We start from the raw sequence: 15,879 nt of genomic DNA on the forward strand, positions 1-15,879 counted from the left end.
GCTGCTGCCAGCCGGAAAGGGAGGGAAATACGGATGTCATAATGTTTTCGTTACATTTTGATCAGAGTATTGAGAGTTTGAAGATTGAGATGTGCTGGATTGATTCATTTGCAGGACCATACCTGTATTTCCCCCTCCTGAGCCGTAGACGGTTTTTGATACGGTTAAAGGACTTATCGAAAACGCACCGCCGACATTGACAACCCCGTTTCCGGAAAGACTGTTAATCGTAATAGGGAAACCAGCCATCATATACGGTCTCCTTTCTATTAATCTATTTACTATATGTACGCTGTGTGTTGGAAATAAGAGTAAACAAAGCGGTAAAAACTTGTGAATCAAAAAAACTGCCGGACATCCGGCAGTTTTTTAGTCTACTTTTCAAACGGCACCCAGCCGCCTGTATTCTGAATCATTTCCCATAACGGTTCAGGAAGTCGGTATTTCTCAATTTCAGATGCCTGAATGGCTTTTTCGATTTCCTGTTCGCGGCCTTCTTTGACCAGCACCGCCCATTCGGGGTTAATCAAAATGACACGTCCCAGAGCCACCAGCGGAATTCCGCTTTCTAATACGGCAAGCGCTTCGTCCGCGGTATAGATGGAACCGACGGCCATCAGCGGCACTTTATGGCCGACGCGTTCGTTTAATAAATCCATCCGGGTCCGTGAAGTATCCGCGCCGCGGCGGGCTTTGGAATTGACATCCATCAGTGAAATATGCAGATAATCCAAGTTCTCTTCCGCAAGCGCGTCGGCGAGCATGAATGTTTCTTTCATTGTAAGCCCCGGTGTTTCCGGCTCTTCCGGTGACAGGCGGTAGCCGAGAACGAATGGATTTTCAGCGTGTGTATCAATCGCCTGTTTGACAGCGTCAACGACTGCAAGCGGGAACGCAAGGCGCTTTTCATCGCTTCCGCCCCAGCGGTCTGTGCGCCGGTTTGTTTTCGGTGAATAAAATTGGTGAATCAGGTACCCGTTTGCCCCGTGAATTTCAACACCGTCAAAGCCGGCTTCAATCGCTCTGCGTGTCGCTTCGCCGAATGCTTTCACGATGTGCTCAATTTCTTGTTCGGTGAGAGCCCGGGACGTTTGTCTGCCGTCTTCTTCTGAGCCGCTCGGACTGACGACGTCGTTGTTTGGCACGAGTTCAGGAGGGCATTCCAATCCTCCGTGGTGAATCTGCACAACGGCTTTCGCTCCTTGAGACTTGATCGCCTGAGCGAGTTTTTTCAAGCCGGGAATGTGAGAATCATCATAGATGCCGGGCTGGCCTGGAAACGCTTTGCCGTCCGGCGTTACGTTTGCACATGCCGTAATGACCATGCCCATTTCTTTTGAACGGGGAGTAATGTAGCTTAATTCACGGTCGGAAATCGTTCCGTCATCATTTGATGAATAATGTGTCATCGGTGCGACTGAAATACGGTTTGGTATGGTGACGCCGCTTTCGAACGTAAAAGGTTCAAACAGCGGTTGATAAGTTTGCTTCATCATTTCGCCTTCTTCCTTAGGAGTTTAACTCGTCCGTATTCTAGCTTATGTTTTCATTGTGTGCAATTATTTTGCTTGTTCTTCTTCCGGAGGTTATGACCGGCTGAACCATTTAAACGAATGAAACGGTTTTCTCCGTTCCTTTTCAGGATCTTTATATCCTCCTGAAATTTGATGGCCGATCGAGCTGAATATGACAGCGGCGGCGAAGAGGAGAATGATTTTTTTCATATGCATATCTTCTTTCTTATCTTTTACAAGGTTATTTATAAGCATACGCTTGTGCGAAAAAACCGTCAATTTGTTTATTCTTTTTTCCACTTTCCTGCGGCGAATATCGTTCCGATCTGAATCACAACACTTAACAGAGCGCACACTGCCACAACTGTGTTGCTGTCCATAGAAGACACCCTCCTTTTTGTTAGGTTGATGTATCATATGACAGCTGTCTCTGTTTTGACAAAACCGTAATGCGGTGTTTCATATTTTTCAACACAAAAAGGGCGCTTTTTTAAGCGCCTTTACTTTTTTTTCAGCCGGTTCAAAGCGATTTGAACGGCGATGGCGTCATCCAGGTAGCCGATCGGAAACATGTAATCCGGAATGACGTCGGTCGCTAAAATATAATACAGCAGCGCGCTCCCGAGAATCGCGCGGTCTTCAGCCGGTGTTGATTCATCCATATACTGATGATGCATGTTTTTCAAATGATCAATAAAAGGGCCGACGCTTTCTTCATTGTCCATTTTCTTTTGAAACTCATCGCAAATCAGGCGATGGCCCTGCTGGGTTTTGGCGTATTGTTCATATCTGGTCAGTTCGCGCTCAATTTGCTCCCGGGAAAAAGGCTGATCAAACATCTCGGCCATATTCAGCATATCCTGAATCGCGTGCATCGGGTCTTGCGGCGCAGCTTCTTTTTCATGGCCGATGTCTATGCCTGACGCCTCAAGCAATTCCTCCAGCGGGGTGCGGAGGTGTTTTGAAAATTCCTGAAGATGCTTTAAATTGGCCTTCTGTTTGCCGTTGATAATCCGGGAGATGGTGGCCGTATCAATGTTTGTTAAGGCGCCGAGCTTTCTCATGGAGAGCGAGTGCTTATCAAGCAGTGATTTTAAAAGGGGTCCCAGTGTCTTATTTTTATTTTCTGTCAAGGGTGTCACCTCGTTTCCGCCGGAATGATGATCGTCAATCAATAATTTTTGCAGAAAAGGTACCTTTTCTGTGCTGCTGAATAGGATAGTGTAGATTCAACGGCACAACATGTTGAAAAGACATCAAAGAATGGAGAGAAACGAACATGGCTTGGTTATTGATTTTAGGTTTGGCAGTGTCCTCAAGCATTGATAATTTAGGAGTGGGGATGTCATACGGCATCAGAAAAATCAAAATATCGCATGCGTCAAATATGATGATCGCTTTTATCTGTTTTGTATTCAGTTATATCGGAATTTATTTCGGCAAATGGATTTCAGCCGTTTTACCGGGCTTTCTTCCTGTATTGCTGGCGGCGTTTATTTTATCTGTCATCGGTATCCGCATCATTCTGCTGGCTGTGCCGAGAAAAACAGCGCGTGTTGGCGCGTCAGGAAAAAAAGGCCGTTTTGCCGGTCTGCTGCAAAATCCGGAGGCAGCGGATGCCGACGGTTCGGGAGAAATCGGTATATTGGAATCCATGGTTCTCGGGGTGGCCGTATCCGCAAATGCGCTGACCAACGGATTAAGCGCGGGGTTGATCGGGCTTTCTCCCGCTGCCATTTCCATCACTGCGGCGATCGGAAGCTTTCTGACCATATGGATCGGCTGCTCGCTTGGAAAAAAAGCCGCGTCATTGCGCATCGGTTCTTTTCACGTCGGACAGTTCAGCACGGTGCTGAGCGGAGTGATTATTCTCATCATTGCCGCCAATACGCTGCTCTTTTAAGTTGTCCCGTTCATTTTATGAAAAGCTCAAAATAAATATGAATGTTTCTATTCGGGAGAGTGCATGACGCGGCTCTCTTTTTTTGCCGATCTGATATTTTTTCAAAATGAACAGAAAGTCGTCCGTTTCCGTTAAATTCTGCATATTCGGCCTTCAGACAGAACCTTTTTCATAGACTGATCAGCTTGTTTTCTTTCTAAGTTCAGGTAAACAGCAGGTCAGATAGCCTTCATTCCAAATATGGAAAAGCGCTGGAGGAATGGAGGCTCCCTTTACAAATCGGCCATTCTGTTCAAAGATAAAGCCGAATGAGAAAACGTGAGGTGATCTGTGTGAAGTCTGTCATACTTTTGATCTTCACCGCATGGCTGTTATCAGGCTGCGAGTATACCGCGGAGGCTGATGCGGCGCCGTCATTTACACAGGAAGGAACATTTATAAAAGCGGCCGGAAACGATATGATCGCGGTCGAAATTGACGGAGAAAGGCAAGAGGTGAAGGTGCCTTTCGCTAAGCGGTTTGAATGTCAGTCTCTGCCTGAACATACGGCGGTGCAAATCACCTATAAAAAAGAGAGCAACGGACAATTACGGCTTGAGAAACTGAAAAAAGAAACAGATATGTGAAAACGGGGAGGAAAAAAACGTGGGTTTACTGACAAAAAGCGCTGCTGCCTTCGGTGCCGCTCTGCTTCTGCTTGCGCCGTCCGCTTATGCAGCCGAACCTTTGCAAGGGAAAACCATTTATATCGATGCCGGACATGGCGGAGAAGACAGCGGGGCCGGCGGAAATGGACTGCTTGAGAAAAACATCAATTTAGCGGTGTCAAACAAGGTGATCGCCAAATTGGAGACAGAAGGCGCAAAACCTGTAGCTTCAAGGACTGACGATACTTTTTTACGTTTGGACGAGCGGGTGGCGAAAGCGAGCGCCAGCCAATCCGATTTATTCGTCAGCCTCCATACGAATTCAGCCGTCTCAACGGCATCGGGCACGGAAACGTATTTTAATTCGACATATGAAGGCGCAGACAGCGAAAGGCTTGCTTCCGACATTCAGCAGCAGCTTGTCACGTCTTTAGGGATGAGGGACAGAGGCGTAAAAGAAGCTCCTTTTTATGTTATTACATATTCAAAGATGCCGAGTGTGCTGGCTGAATTAGGTTTTATCACAAATCCTCAAGATGCGGACAAGCTGAAAAGCGATAACGGACAAGAGCATGCCGCGGACGCCGTTGTAAACGGAATCGAAACCTATTACAGCGGCCGGTAATGATAAAATATGTGTAAATAGCGCCCTCCTGATGTGCATAACGATTATAATAGAGAAAACCGATGACAAACATCTGAGGTGACACATATGACGAATATTTTTGCCCACCGGGGGGCGTCGGGCGACTGCCCTGAAAATACGATGCCCGCATTCAAAAAAGCGATTGAGGACGGGGCTGACGGAATCGAACTTGATGTACAGATGACAAAAGACGGCCGGATCGTGGTCATTCACGATGAAACCCTCGACCGCACGACGTCTTTGAAAGGATTTGTGAAAGATACGGCGTATGACAAAATCAGAACCGCCGATGCCGCCGGAAAATGGAAAGATGCTTTTAAAGGTGTCAGAGTTCCGCTTTTGTCAGATGTGCTGCGTTTTGCGGAACGTGCTGATTTTCTGATAAACATTGAGCTGAAAAACAGTGTATTCCGTTACGAAGGAATGGAAGAAGAAGTGATTAAAAAAGTCAGATATTACGGACTGGAAAAGCGCGTTATTTTTTCTTCATTTAATCATGAGAGTCTCGCGGTTTGCCACGCCCTGGCGCCTGAAATTGAACGGGCGGTGCTGACAATGGATGTGCTGTACCGGCCTGAACGGTATCTTGCCGCCATCCCCGCTTCGGGTTATCATCCGAAGCTCGGTACGCCTGCGGTCAGCGCTGAAGTGATCACACATCTTGCAAAACACCAAGCGGCGCTCCGTCCGTTCACCGTCAATCGTCCTGAGGATATGAAGCGGCTGATGAAAGCGGGGATAGACGCAATTTTTACCGATTATCCAAAGCTGGCTGTTTCTATAAAAGAAGAATGCCGCAGCTGAGAAGACTGGTCAGACAGTCTTCTTTTTTTATGGGCGGGAAAAAGGCGGTGCACTCATAACTCGGTCAGCCGGTTCATATATTGTAACAGGGCGTTTTGTGTAAGCGTTATCTTTTATTATTGAAAGTGAGGCAAAAGTGTGGGAAAAACGGTTATCGTCAGTGCGGCAAGAACGCCGTTCGGAAAATTCGGCGGCGCATTAAAAGAGGTAAAGGCATCCGAGCTTGGCGGCATTGCCATAAAAGAAGCAATCAAGCGCGCCGCTATCAGTGAAAGCGAAGCGGAAGGAGCGGTGATGGGGATGGTCGTCCAGGCGGGTGCCGGGCAGATTCCGGCACGGCAGGCTGCAAGATATGCCGGGCTTCCGTGGTCTGTTCCGGCTGAAACCATTAATAAAGTCTGTGCATCAGGGCTCAGAGCCGTTACCATCTGTGATCAAATGATCCGGGCGAAAGACGCGGACGTGCTGATTGCAGGCGGAATGGAAAGCATGAGCAACATCCCGTACGCCATTCCGGCCGGCCGCTGGGGTGTGAGGATGGGGGACGGGGTTTTTCAGGATTTAATGGTTCATGACGGGCTGACCTGTGCGTTCGACCAGGTGCATATGGCTGTCCACGGAAGCACTGCAGCCAAAAAGTACGGCATTTCCCGGGATGAACAGGATCATTACGCTCTTTTGAGTCAGAAACGCGCGGCTGAGGCGGCTGAGACGGGCAAATTGCGTGAAGAAATTGTCCCCGTCACCTGGACCGGCAAAAAGGGCAAACAGCATATCGTTGAAGCGGATGAGGGGCTGCGTCCTGATACAAGCCTTGAACAGCTCGCAGCGCTCAAGCCGATTTTCACAGCCGACGGAACGGTTACAGCCGGAAACGCTCCCGGTGTAAATGACGGGGCCGGAGCATTTGTGCTGATGTCAGAGGAAAAAGCAGCAAAGCAGCATGTCAGGCCGCTCGCAGCGATACTTGGCTTTGCGTCCGTCGGACTGGAAGCGTCCGAGCTGGCAAGCGCGCCGGGAGAGGCCATCAGCCGGCTCTTGAAAAAAACCGGACTGTCCGTTGACGATATTGATTTGTTTGAAGTAAATGAAGCATTTGCGTCCGTCGTGCTCGTGAGTGAAAAAATAGCCGGGTTCAGCCGGGAGAAAGTGAATGTAAACGGAGGGGCAATCGCGTTCGGCCACCCGATCGGCGCAAGCGGAGCGAGAATCATCATGAGTTTAATATACGAATTAAAGCGTCGCGGAGGGGGGTTAGGCATAGCGGCTATATGCAGCGGAGCGGCTCAAGGAGATGCTGTCCTGCTGGAGGTGTACTGATCAAAGGAGGGAGCGCCGGATGAAGATGAAAACAATCATGGTCGCAGGTGCCGGTCAGATGGGAGCAGGCATCGCTCAGACGGCCGCAGAAGCCGGGTTTGCCGTCAAGTTATACGATTGGGAGCCGGAAACGGTAACAAAAGGTCTTCACCGCATAAAGACAAACCTGGAGAAAGAGCAGGCAAAAGGACGGAAGTCACAGAAGGAGACAGATGCCGTATTCAGCCGTATTTCCCCGGCGGAGCTCACAGAAGCGGGAGATGCTGATTTTATCATTGAAGCCATTGCCGAAAACAAAAAAGCAAAAGCGGAATTGTTTGACACACTTGATAAAATCTGTCCCCCTCATGCCGTATTGGCAAGCAATACGTCTTCTCTTCCCATTACGGAGCTTGCCGCGGCCACAAAAAGGCCTGAAAAAGTAATCGGCATGCATTTTATGAATCCGGTTCCGGTCATGGAGCTTGTCGAAGTCATCAGAGGACTCGCCACATCGGAAGAAACGGCGGAAACAGTAAAGAAGCTTGCCGTCCGGATGAATAAAACCCCGGTCGAAGTCAATGACTTCCCGGGCTTTATATCTAATCGCATATTAATGCCGATGATTAACGAAGCCGTTTATTGCCTTTACGAAGGAGCAGCTTCAAAGGAAGCGATTGATGAGGTGATGAAGCTCGGCATGCGTCATCCGATGGGTCCTTTAACGTTAGCTGATTTCATCGGGCTGGATACGTGCCTTTCCATTATGGAGGTTCTCTACGCGGGGCTCGGAGATCCGAAATACCGCCCATGCCCTCTGCTCAGAAAATATGTCAGCGCCGGCTGGCTCGGCAAAAAAAGCGGGCGCGGTTTTTATGAGTACGGCAGATGATGTAAAGATCATGAGGGGAGACGGCAGCCATGCATTTTACAGAAGAGCACATCATGATGAGAAAAATGGTGCGTGATTTTGCCCGCAAGGAAATCGCGCCGGTGGTTGAGCTCATGGAATCAACAGATGAATTTCCGGAGCGGCTGATTAAAAAAATGGGCGAAGCGGGATTGATGGGCATTCCCGTCCCGGAAGCTTACGGCGGGGCGGGTGCTGATACAACATCTTACATTTTAGCGATTCATGAAATATCAAAAGTCAGCGCGGCCGTCGGCGTCATTTTGTCCGTCCACACATCGGTAGGGACAATCCCGATTTTGCATTTCGGGACAGAAGCCCAAAAACAAACGTATATTCCGAAGCTGGCAGCGGGCGAATATATTGGGGCTTTTGCGCTTACTGAGCCTCACTCCGGATCTGATGCGGGAAGCCTGAGAACAACAGCCGTGCGAAAAGGCGGTTCATATATTCTGAACGGTTCAAAAATCTTTATTACAAACGGCGGAGCGGCAGATCTGTATCTGACATTCGCCATAACCGATCCGGGTAAAGGGAGAAAGGGAATTTCAGCGTTTATCGTTGAAAAAAACACACCCGGTTTTTCTGTCGGAAAAAAAGAAAAAAAGCTCGGATTGTTAGGTTCCAATACTGTCGAATTGCAGTTTGACCAAGCGGAAATTCCGATTGAAAACCGGCTCGGCGAAGAGGGCGAGGGTTTTTCAATCGCCATGAAAAACCTTGACGTCGGACGGATCGGCATAGCGGCTCAGGCGCTCGGGATTATCGAAGCGGCGCTCGGCTGCTCGGTGGAGTACGCCAAAACCCGCAGCCAGTTCGGCAGACCCATCGCTTCGAATCAGGCCGTTTCATTTAAATTATCTGACATGGCAACGAATGCGGAAGCTGCCAAATTATTGGTCTATCATGCTGCTGATCTGTATCAGCGAGGGCTTCCGTGCGGAAAAGAAGCATCTATGGCGAAGCAGTTCGCGTCCGATGCGGCGATGAAAGCGGCGGTGGAGGCTGTTCAGATTCACGGCGGCTACGGCTATATGAAAGAGTATCCCGCGGAGCGTTTATTTCGGGATGCGAAAGTCACGCAAATCTATGAAGGAACCAATGAGATTCAAAGGCTGATTATTTCTAAGTATCTTCTTCAATAAAAAGTGTGCAAAGGAGCGAAACCATGGAATCTTATTCTCCCGGTTTAGATGGCGTCATTGCGGTGGAAACGGGGATTTCTTTCCTGGATACACAGCAGGGCAGTATTTTAATCAAAGGCCACGATCTGATTGAGCTTTCTAAAACGGCCGGCTATATGGACATTGTTCATCTCTTATTGGAAGACAGACTTCCTGATGCGAAAGAGAAGAAGGCGCTTGAAGAAGACGTTCGGCGCGGCGGACACCTTCCCGAGGAAATCTTGCGTATATGCCGTCTGCTGCCCGAACGTACTCACCCGATGGACGGACTGAGGACAGGTTTGTCCGCGCTTGGAGGCTTTGATAAGGATATTGATAACCGCACCTCTTCTGTAAATCGGCACCGTGTCCGCGGGCTGATAGGCAAAATGCCCAATCTGACCGTCAACAGCTATCGAGTCATCAACGGACTGGAGCCTTTAGCGCCTGTCGGAACCTTATCGTATAGCGCAAACTTTTTATATATGATTACCGGAAAAACGCCGTCCTCCTTGGAAGAAGAAATATTCGACCGGTCGCTTCTTTTATACAGTGAGCATGAATTGCCGAACTCAACGTTTACGGCCCGTGTCATTGCTTCGACGCAATCGGATATTTACGGCGCTCTGACCGGAGCCGTCGCCTCGCTTAAGGGAAACCTTCACGGCGGAGCGAACGAAGCGGTTATGTACATGCTTGAGGAAGCGAAGGATACAGACGGGTTTACACAATTATTAACTCAAAAACTCGCAAACAAAGAAAAAATCATGGGCTTCGGCCACCGTGTCTACATGAAAAAAATGGACCCGAGGGCGCTCATGATGAAAGAAGCATTGAAAAAACTGTCTGATCTTTCAGGTGATTTCCGTCTTTATCATATGTGTGAAGCCGGAGAAACCGTCATGCGGGAGAAAAAAGGCCTTTATCCGAACTTAGATTACTACGCAGCGCCGGTCTATTACATGCTCGGCATCCCGATCCCGCTGTATACGCCTATATTTTTCAGCGCACGGACGGTCGGACTGTGCGCTCATGTCATTGAACAGCACAGCCGAAACCGGCTTTTCCGCCCGCGTGTCCGCTATACCGGAGCGCGCCTGTAAACAGATGAGAAAGGAAGATGAAAACATGACAGAACCCCGCCGAATGGACGCTGTAATCGAAGAGATTTCTGACTACGTGCTCCATCAGGAGATTGACAGTTCAGAAGCTTTCACTACGGCAGGACATGTGCTTCTTGATACGATAGGCTGCGGAATTTTGGCGCTCAGCTATCCCGAATGTACAAAGCTGCTCGGCCCGATTGTCCCGGGAACCTCCGTGCCCAACGGCAGCAGAGTCCCGGGCACGCCTTTTGTTTTAGACCCGGTCACAGCTGCCTTTAATATCGGCTGTATCAACAGGTGGCTCGATTATAATGATACGTGGCTTGCGGCCGAATGGGGGCATCCGTCTGACAATCTCGGAGGCATATTGGCTTGTGCGGATTATATATCCAGAGTGCGGATTTCAGAAGGGAAAGAACTGCTTACCGTGCGTGATGTGCTTTGCGCAATGATCAAAGCGCACGAAATTCAAGGAATTCTCGCTTTGGAAAACAGTTTAAACAGAGTCGGGCTTGACCATGTGCTGTTTGTGAAAGTGGCGACTGCGGCTGTTTGCGCACAAATGCTGGGCGGCTCAAGAGAGGAAATTAATAACGCCGTATCTCACGCTTGGATTGATAATTCAAGCCTCAGAACGTATCGTCATGCGCCGAACACCGGATCACGCAAATCATGGGCGGCCGGCGACGCGACGAGCAGAGGCGTATATTTGGCCCTTATGGCGCAAAAAGGTGAAATGGGGTACCCGACGGCTCTGACCGCATCTGGGTGGGGATTTCAAGACGTATTATTTAACCGTCAGGAAATGAAGCTTGCCCGCCGGCTTGGGTCCTATGTGATGGAGAATGTTTTGTTTAAAGTATCCTACCCGGCTGAATTCCACGCCCAGACAGCGGCGGAATGCGCGGTCCGGCTTCATCCGGAGGTGAAAGACCGCATCGAAGACATTGACAGGATCACGATTATGACCCATGAGTCGGCAATCCGGATTATCGATAAAAAAGGGCCGCTTCACAATCCGGCTGACCGGGATCACTGCCTCCAGTATATTACGGCAATCGGGCTGCTTTTCGGAGATATCACGGCGGATCATTATGAAGAGGAAACGGCGTCTGATCCGCGAATTGATACATTGCGGAGCAAAATGGAGGTGACAGAACATAAAGCGTACTCAATAGATTACTTAGACCCGAATAAGCGATCCATCTCAAATGCCGTACAGGTGCATTTTACAGACGGCACGGCTACGGGACGGATTGAATGTGAATATCCGCTCGGGCACCGATTCCGCAGAAAAGAAGCCGTTCCGAAGATTCTTGCCAAGTTTTCAGCAAACATCAGCACTCATTTTTCATTGAAGCAGCAGCGGAAAATCGAAGAGGCCTGTAAAGATAGCGGCCGAATGCAGAAGCTCAGCGTTAGTGAATTTATGGACTTATTTCTCATATAAAATAGGAGGGTGACAAACATGACGTGGATCGTCAGCAAGCAGTCGTCTCAAGAGGAGCTTGCAGAGCGGTTCCGTACGCTGATGGCAGCGCCGGATCTATTGCAGATTCCCGGCGCTCACGATGCGATGGCCGCTCTTATCGCCAAGAAAACGGGTTTTTCGGCTCTTTATTTATCAGGCGCGGCTTACACGGCGAGCAGAGGGCTGCCCGATTTAGGCATCATCACGTCGGCGGAAATGGCTGAACGGGTTAAAGATCTGGTCCGCTCGTCTGATCTGCCCGTCCTCGTCGATATTGACACGGGTTTCGGAGGCGTGCTGAATGCCGCCCGGACGGCGAAAGAAATGTATGAAGCGCGCGCGGCCGCCGTCCAAATGGAGGATCAGCGCCTGCCGAAAAAATGCGGACATCTGAATGGGAAGCAGCTCGTGCCGATTGAAGAAATGGCGCAAAAAATCCAAGCGGTCAAGCGGGCCGCGCCGACTCTTCTTGTTGTTGCGAGAACAGACGCCAGACAGCAGGAAGGGCTGGAGGGAGCATTAAAAAGGGCGTCCGCTTATATAAAAGCGGGTGCTGACGCTGTTTTTCCGGAAGCGCTCCAATCCGAAAGTGAATTCAGAGCGTTTTCCAAACAAATCAGTGTGCCGATTCTCGCAAATATGACTGAATTCGGACAAACGCCGTATTACAGTGCTGATGAATTTTCCGATATGGGCTGTCAGATGGTCATTTACCCGGTCACGTCACTCAGAACGGCGGCCAAGGCTTTTGAACGTATTTTCCGCCTTCTGAAAGAAGAAGGCTCTCAAAAAGAGGGGCTTTCGGATATGCAGACGAGAAAAGAATTATATGAAACGATCGCTTACCATGACTATGAAGAACTGGATCAATCCATTGCCAAAACGATACTGCCGGACGACTGAAAAAGCCCTTTTTTTGCAAGGGCTTTTTTTACAGCTTTTTTTTCCTGAACCGCGGGCTGACTTGATTGCGTTTCCGATCTCTGTACAGAATAAACCCGGCCAGGACATAAAGGCCGAACAAAAAAAACGCCAATCCGGCCGCCCCCTGAAGAAAAAGGGACGGAAACGGGGAAAACGCATGCCCGAATAATGCATCTCTCATCAGCTTAATGCCGAGCGCCGCGACAGCGCCGGGGAGGACCAGAATCAAAAGTGCAACAAGCCGGCTCATATTCAGAAAACCCCTTTACGATATGATTTCCTTTATTGTCCAATCGAAAAAATATTTTGTCAAGAGATCAAAACGTGGTAACATAGGGGTTGTGCAAATTATTGCAACGGGAAATACAGGTGTGCAAATTTTTTCATATAAAGGGGTATCGGGATGCAGAAGGTGCTGATTATAGGTGCTGGTAAAGGAGGCACGGCGCTCCTACAGATTTTGATGAAAACAAAACTGATCCGGATTATTGCGGTGGTTGACCAAGATCCGGAGGCGCAAGGGCTGCAAGAAGCCCGGAGATATGGAATTGCAACCTCATCAGATTGGAAACCCTACATAACTGAAGATATAGATATTATCATCCATACAACAGGCGATAAAGCGGTCATGGATGAGCTGCTCCATGAGAAAAAAGAACAAACCATCGTCATGCCGGGAAAATTGGCGTACATGGTGTTTCAGCTGATGGAGGAAAAACAGCAGCTTATCCAAATGCTGAAGTCGCAGACGTATAAGCATGACCGGATTTTTAATTCAACGCACGACGGCATGATTTTTATAGACGTCAACGAAACGATCATTTTATTTAATCAGATGGCAGAAAAAATGGTCGGCCGAAAACGGGAGGATGTCATCGGCCGCCAAATTAAAGATGTAGTGCCGAACACAAAGCTGCCGCGGATTCTGGAAACGAGAGAGCCGGAATATAACCAGAAGCAGCTTCTCGGCAAGCACCTGCAGATTGTCACGACAAGACTGCCGATCATTGATGAAGGCGGAAAACTTCTCGGCGCATTATGCGTGTTTAAAGACATCACCGACGCAGTTGAACTGGCGGAAGAGGTCACGAACTTAAAACAAATCCGCACCATGCTTGAAGCGATTATTCAATCGTCAGACGAGGCCATTTCCGTCGTTGATGAAAACGGCATCGGAATGTTAATCAACAAAGCGTATACAAAAATGACCGGGCTGTCAGAAAGCGAAGTCATCGGAAAACCCGCTTCCACCGATATCTCAGAAGGGGAAAGCATGCACCTGAAAGTATTGGGGACAAGGCGGCCCGTTCGGGGTGTGAGGATGAAGGTCGGCCCCAATAAAAAGGATGTCATCGTAAATGTTGCCCCCGTTATTGTGGATGGTATTTTAAAAGGCAGCGTCGGCGTCATCCACGACGTGTCAGAAATTAAAACGCTGACTGCTGAGCTGAATCGGGCGCGCCAGATCATCCGCACGCTTGAAGCGAAATACACGTTTGACGACATTATCGGCACGAGTGAACAAATGCTGGTCGCCCTTGAACAGGCGAAGCTCGGGGCGAAAACGCCGGCGACGATTCTGCTGCGGGGAGAATCCGGCACAGGAAAAGAACTTTTCGCCCACGCCATCCATAATGAAAGCGACCGAAAATACAATAAATTCATCCGGGTCAATTGTGCGGCCCTGTCTGAATCCCTGCTTGAATCCGAGCTTTTCGGCTATGAGGAAGGCGCGTTTACGGGTGCGAGGCGCGGGGGCAAAAAAGGACTTTTTGAGGAAGCGAATAACGGCAGCATTTTCTTAGATGAAATCGGAGAGCTGACCCAAAGCACCCAGGCAAAGCTGCTCAGAGTTCTGCAGGAAAAAGAAATTATCAGAGTCGGCGGCGCTAAAGCGATTTCTGTCAATGTCAGAATTATCGCAGCGACAAACGTCAACATCGAAAAGGCCATGGCGGAAGGCGCGTTCCGTGAAGACCTGTATTACCGGATTAACCGCTATCCGATCTCAATCCCGCCGCTTCGGCAGCGCAAAGAAGATATTGAAGCGCTGAGCATTCGGCTCATTGAAAAAATCAATCAGGATTACGGCCGCAATGTAAAGGGGCTCACGCCGAACGCGCTGCGAGCTTTATCAGCCTACAGCTGGCCGGGAAACGTACGGGAGCTTGAAAATGTTCTCGGACGGGCAATGATATTTTTAGAGCCGCACATGGAACGGATCGAACAGCAGCATCTGCCTGTTTTCGAATCAGAGCTGAATGAAAAAAACGGCACCCAAAGTGATTTTCCGGATGTAGAAGGGGAAAAGCTGTCTCAGGCTGTTGAAAAATTTGAAGCGCACGTCATTCAAAAAACGCTTGAAAAGCATAAATTCAACCGAACCAAAACGGCGAAAGCGCTTGGTGTCAGCATTCGGAATCTGTACTACAAAATGGACAAGTACGGCCTTGCAAATGACGGCATGCAATAAGTTGCAGAGAAAGCGCAAACAGCTGCATGTGTTCTTGAAAAAAGCCGGAATAAACCCTTTCGCATATTTGGCACGGAACTTGCATTGTTAAAAGCGGATTCGCACAAGAAAGGTGGTACAAAATGAAGCTGAAAGACCTAGTTGAAAAAGCCGCGGCAAAAAACGCAAAAACCATTGCAGTGGCCCACGCAGCAGATAAAGAAGTGATCCAGGCCGTCAAAATGGCGTCAGAACACTTGTCGGCACGATTTTTACTGACGGGTGACAGCGGAAAGCTGAAAGAGCTTCTGGCAAATGAGCCGAAGTTCAATGCTGACATCATCCACGCCGATTCACCCGAAGAATCTGCGGCAAAAGCAGTGCGCGCAGTGCGTGAACAAGAGGCGGACGTTTTAATGAAAGGGAATCTCCCGAGCTCAACTCTTCTGAAATCGGTTTTAAACCGCCAGGAAGGGCTTCGTTCAAAAAGGGTGTTATCACATGTAGCCGTTTTTGAAGTGCCGGACTATGACCGGCTGATGTATGTAACTGATTCAGCGCTGAACATCGCCCCGTCTCTTGAAGAGCTCGGGCATATTCTGCAAAATGCGGTTCATGTCGCACATTCAGTAGGGAACCCTATGCCGAAAGCCGCAGTCCTTGCCGCTATTGAAACGGTTAATCCGAAAATGGAGGCGACGCTGAACGCGGCTGCGATCGTCCAGATGTGCAATAGAGGACAGATTACCGGCTGCATTGCGGACGGACCGCTTGCTTTGGATAATGCCGTATCCCAAGCGGCTGCGCTGCAAAAAGGGATTTCCGGAAGCGTAGCGGGCCAGGCGGACATTCTCTTGGTTCCTTCAATCGAGGCCGGAAATATGCTTTATAAGTCAATGATTTATTTTGCGAAAGCAAATGTTGCTGCCGTCATCGCCGGTGCAAAAGCGCCGATCGCATTAACGAGCAGAGCGGATACCGCAGAAAATAAACTGTATTCAATTGCGCTTGCGATTTGCGCATCACAAGAACAGTAGGAG

At 49.1% G+C, this 15,879-nt stretch carries 17 protein-coding genes; 12 read left to right on the forward strand and 5 right to left on the reverse strand.

Annotated elements, in window-relative coordinates; genetic code table 11:
- Nucleotides 1–36 precede the first annotated feature (36 nt).
- The 4 genes from ACWJJ5_RS12895 to ACWJJ5_RS12910 form a co-directional block, all read right to left on the reverse strand.
- Complete coding sequence (locus ACWJJ5_RS12895) at nucleotides 37–249, reverse strand: spore germination protein (protein WP_003153183.1); 213 nt, start codon at nucleotides 247–249, stop codon at nucleotides 37–39.
- 125 nt (nucleotides 250–374) lie between these two features.
- Nucleotides 375–1,493, reverse strand: a complete 1,119-nt coding sequence (locus tag ACWJJ5_RS12900; protein WP_094247935.1) for an NADH-dependent flavin oxidoreductase — start codon at nucleotides 1,491–1,493, stop codon at nucleotides 375–377.
- 93 nt (nucleotides 1,494–1,586) lie between these two features.
- Nucleotides 1,587–1,724, reverse strand: a complete 138-nt coding sequence (locus ACWJJ5_RS12905) for a hypothetical protein (RefSeq protein WP_014470646.1) — start codon at nucleotides 1,722–1,724, stop codon at nucleotides 1,587–1,589.
- A 290-nt stretch (nucleotides 1,725–2,014) separates the two neighbouring features.
- Complete coding sequence (locus tag ACWJJ5_RS12910) at nucleotides 2,015–2,647, reverse strand: helix-turn-helix domain-containing protein (RefSeq protein WP_014418348.1); 633 nt, start codon at nucleotides 2,645–2,647, stop codon at nucleotides 2,015–2,017.
- Nucleotides 2,648–2,793: 146 nt separating this feature from the next.
- Between ACWJJ5_RS12910 and ytaF the strand changes: the two genes are divergently transcribed.
- The 10 genes from ytaF to prpB all read left to right on the forward strand — a co-directional run bounded on the left by ytaF (nucleotide 2,794) and on the right by prpB (nucleotide 12,366).
- A complete protein-coding gene (ytaF, locus tag ACWJJ5_RS12915) occupies nucleotides 2,794–3,417 on the forward strand; it encodes a sporulation membrane protein YtaF (protein WP_070082095.1) in 624 nt (207 codons plus the stop codon).
- Nucleotides 3,418–3,725: 308 nt separating this feature from the next.
- Nucleotides 3,726–4,043 (forward strand): hypothetical protein, encoded by a 318-nt coding sequence (locus ACWJJ5_RS12920; RefSeq protein ID WP_070082094.1) that lies wholly within the window; start codon nucleotides 3,726–3,728, stop codon nucleotides 4,041–4,043.
- A gap of 19 nt (nucleotides 4,044–4,062) precedes the next feature.
- Entirely contained in the window at nucleotides 4,063–4,689 is a 627-nt protein-coding gene (locus ACWJJ5_RS12925; protein WP_007612483.1) for an N-acetylmuramoyl-L-alanine amidase family protein, read from the forward strand.
- Nucleotides 4,690–4,776: 87 nt separating this feature from the next.
- The gene (locus tag ACWJJ5_RS12930; RefSeq protein WP_454022443.1) at nucleotides 4,777–5,514 is read left to right on the forward strand and encodes a glycerophosphodiester phosphodiesterase; all 738 of its coding nucleotides are present in this window, start codon (nucleotides 4,777–4,779) and stop codon (nucleotides 5,512–5,514) included.
- A 138-nt stretch (nucleotides 5,515–5,652) separates the two neighbouring features.
- Nucleotides 5,653–6,834 (forward strand): acetyl-CoA C-acetyltransferase, encoded by a 1,182-nt coding sequence (locus ACWJJ5_RS12935; protein WP_025852849.1) that lies wholly within the window; start codon nucleotides 5,653–5,655, stop codon nucleotides 6,832–6,834.
- A gap of 19 nt (nucleotides 6,835–6,853) precedes the next feature.
- Nucleotides 6,854–7,705 carry a 3-hydroxybutyryl-CoA dehydrogenase gene (locus tag ACWJJ5_RS12940; protein ID WP_165409576.1) on the forward strand — a complete coding sequence of 284 codons (852 nt, stop codon included), beginning with the start codon at nucleotides 6,854–6,856 and terminating at the stop codon, nucleotides 7,703–7,705.
- A 29-nt stretch (nucleotides 7,706–7,734) separates the two neighbouring features.
- A complete protein-coding gene (locus tag ACWJJ5_RS12945) occupies nucleotides 7,735–8,868 on the forward strand; it encodes an acyl-CoA dehydrogenase (RefSeq protein WP_003153197.1) in 1,134 nt (377 codons plus the stop codon).
- A 23-nt stretch (nucleotides 8,869–8,891) separates the two neighbouring features.
- On the forward strand, nucleotides 8,892–9,989 hold the full coding sequence (gene mmgD, locus ACWJJ5_RS12950) for a citrate synthase (protein WP_003153198.1): 1,098 nt from the start codon (nucleotides 8,892–8,894) through the stop codon (nucleotides 9,987–9,989).
- A gap of 25 nt (nucleotides 9,990–10,014) precedes the next feature.
- Nucleotides 10,015–11,442, forward strand: coding sequence for a bifunctional 2-methylcitrate dehydratase/aconitate hydratase (locus tag ACWJJ5_RS12955; protein ID WP_454022444.1), 1,428 nt, complete (start codon nucleotides 10,015–10,017; stop codon nucleotides 11,440–11,442).
- Between the two features lie 18 nt (nucleotides 11,443–11,460).
- Complete coding sequence (gene prpB / locus ACWJJ5_RS12960) at nucleotides 11,461–12,366, forward strand: methylisocitrate lyase (protein ID WP_025649861.1); 906 nt, start codon at nucleotides 11,461–11,463, stop codon at nucleotides 12,364–12,366.
- Nucleotides 12,367–12,394: 28 nt separating this feature from the next.
- On the opposite strand, the gene ACWJJ5_RS12965 is transcribed toward prpB, so the two are convergent.
- Nucleotides 12,395–12,637 (reverse strand): DUF2627 domain-containing protein, encoded by a 243-nt coding sequence (locus tag ACWJJ5_RS12965; protein WP_007408378.1) that lies wholly within the window; start codon nucleotides 12,635–12,637, stop codon nucleotides 12,395–12,397.
- A 153-nt stretch (nucleotides 12,638–12,790) separates the two neighbouring features.
- On the opposite strand from ACWJJ5_RS12965, the gene ACWJJ5_RS12970 reads away from it, so the two are divergent.
- On the forward strand, nucleotides 12,791–14,860 hold the full coding sequence (locus tag ACWJJ5_RS12970; RefSeq protein WP_007612462.1) for a sigma-54 interaction domain-containing protein: 2,070 nt from the start codon (nucleotides 12,791–12,793) through the stop codon (nucleotides 14,858–14,860).
- Nucleotides 14,861–14,982: 122 nt separating this feature from the next.
- A complete protein-coding gene (gene yqiS, locus ACWJJ5_RS12975) occupies nucleotides 14,983–15,876 on the forward strand; it encodes a phosphate butyryltransferase (protein ID WP_454022445.1) in 894 nt (297 codons plus the stop codon).
- Nucleotides 15,877–15,879 lie beyond the last annotated feature (3 nt).

It is taken from the genome of Bacillus sp. JK74 (genome assembly GCF_053663395.1).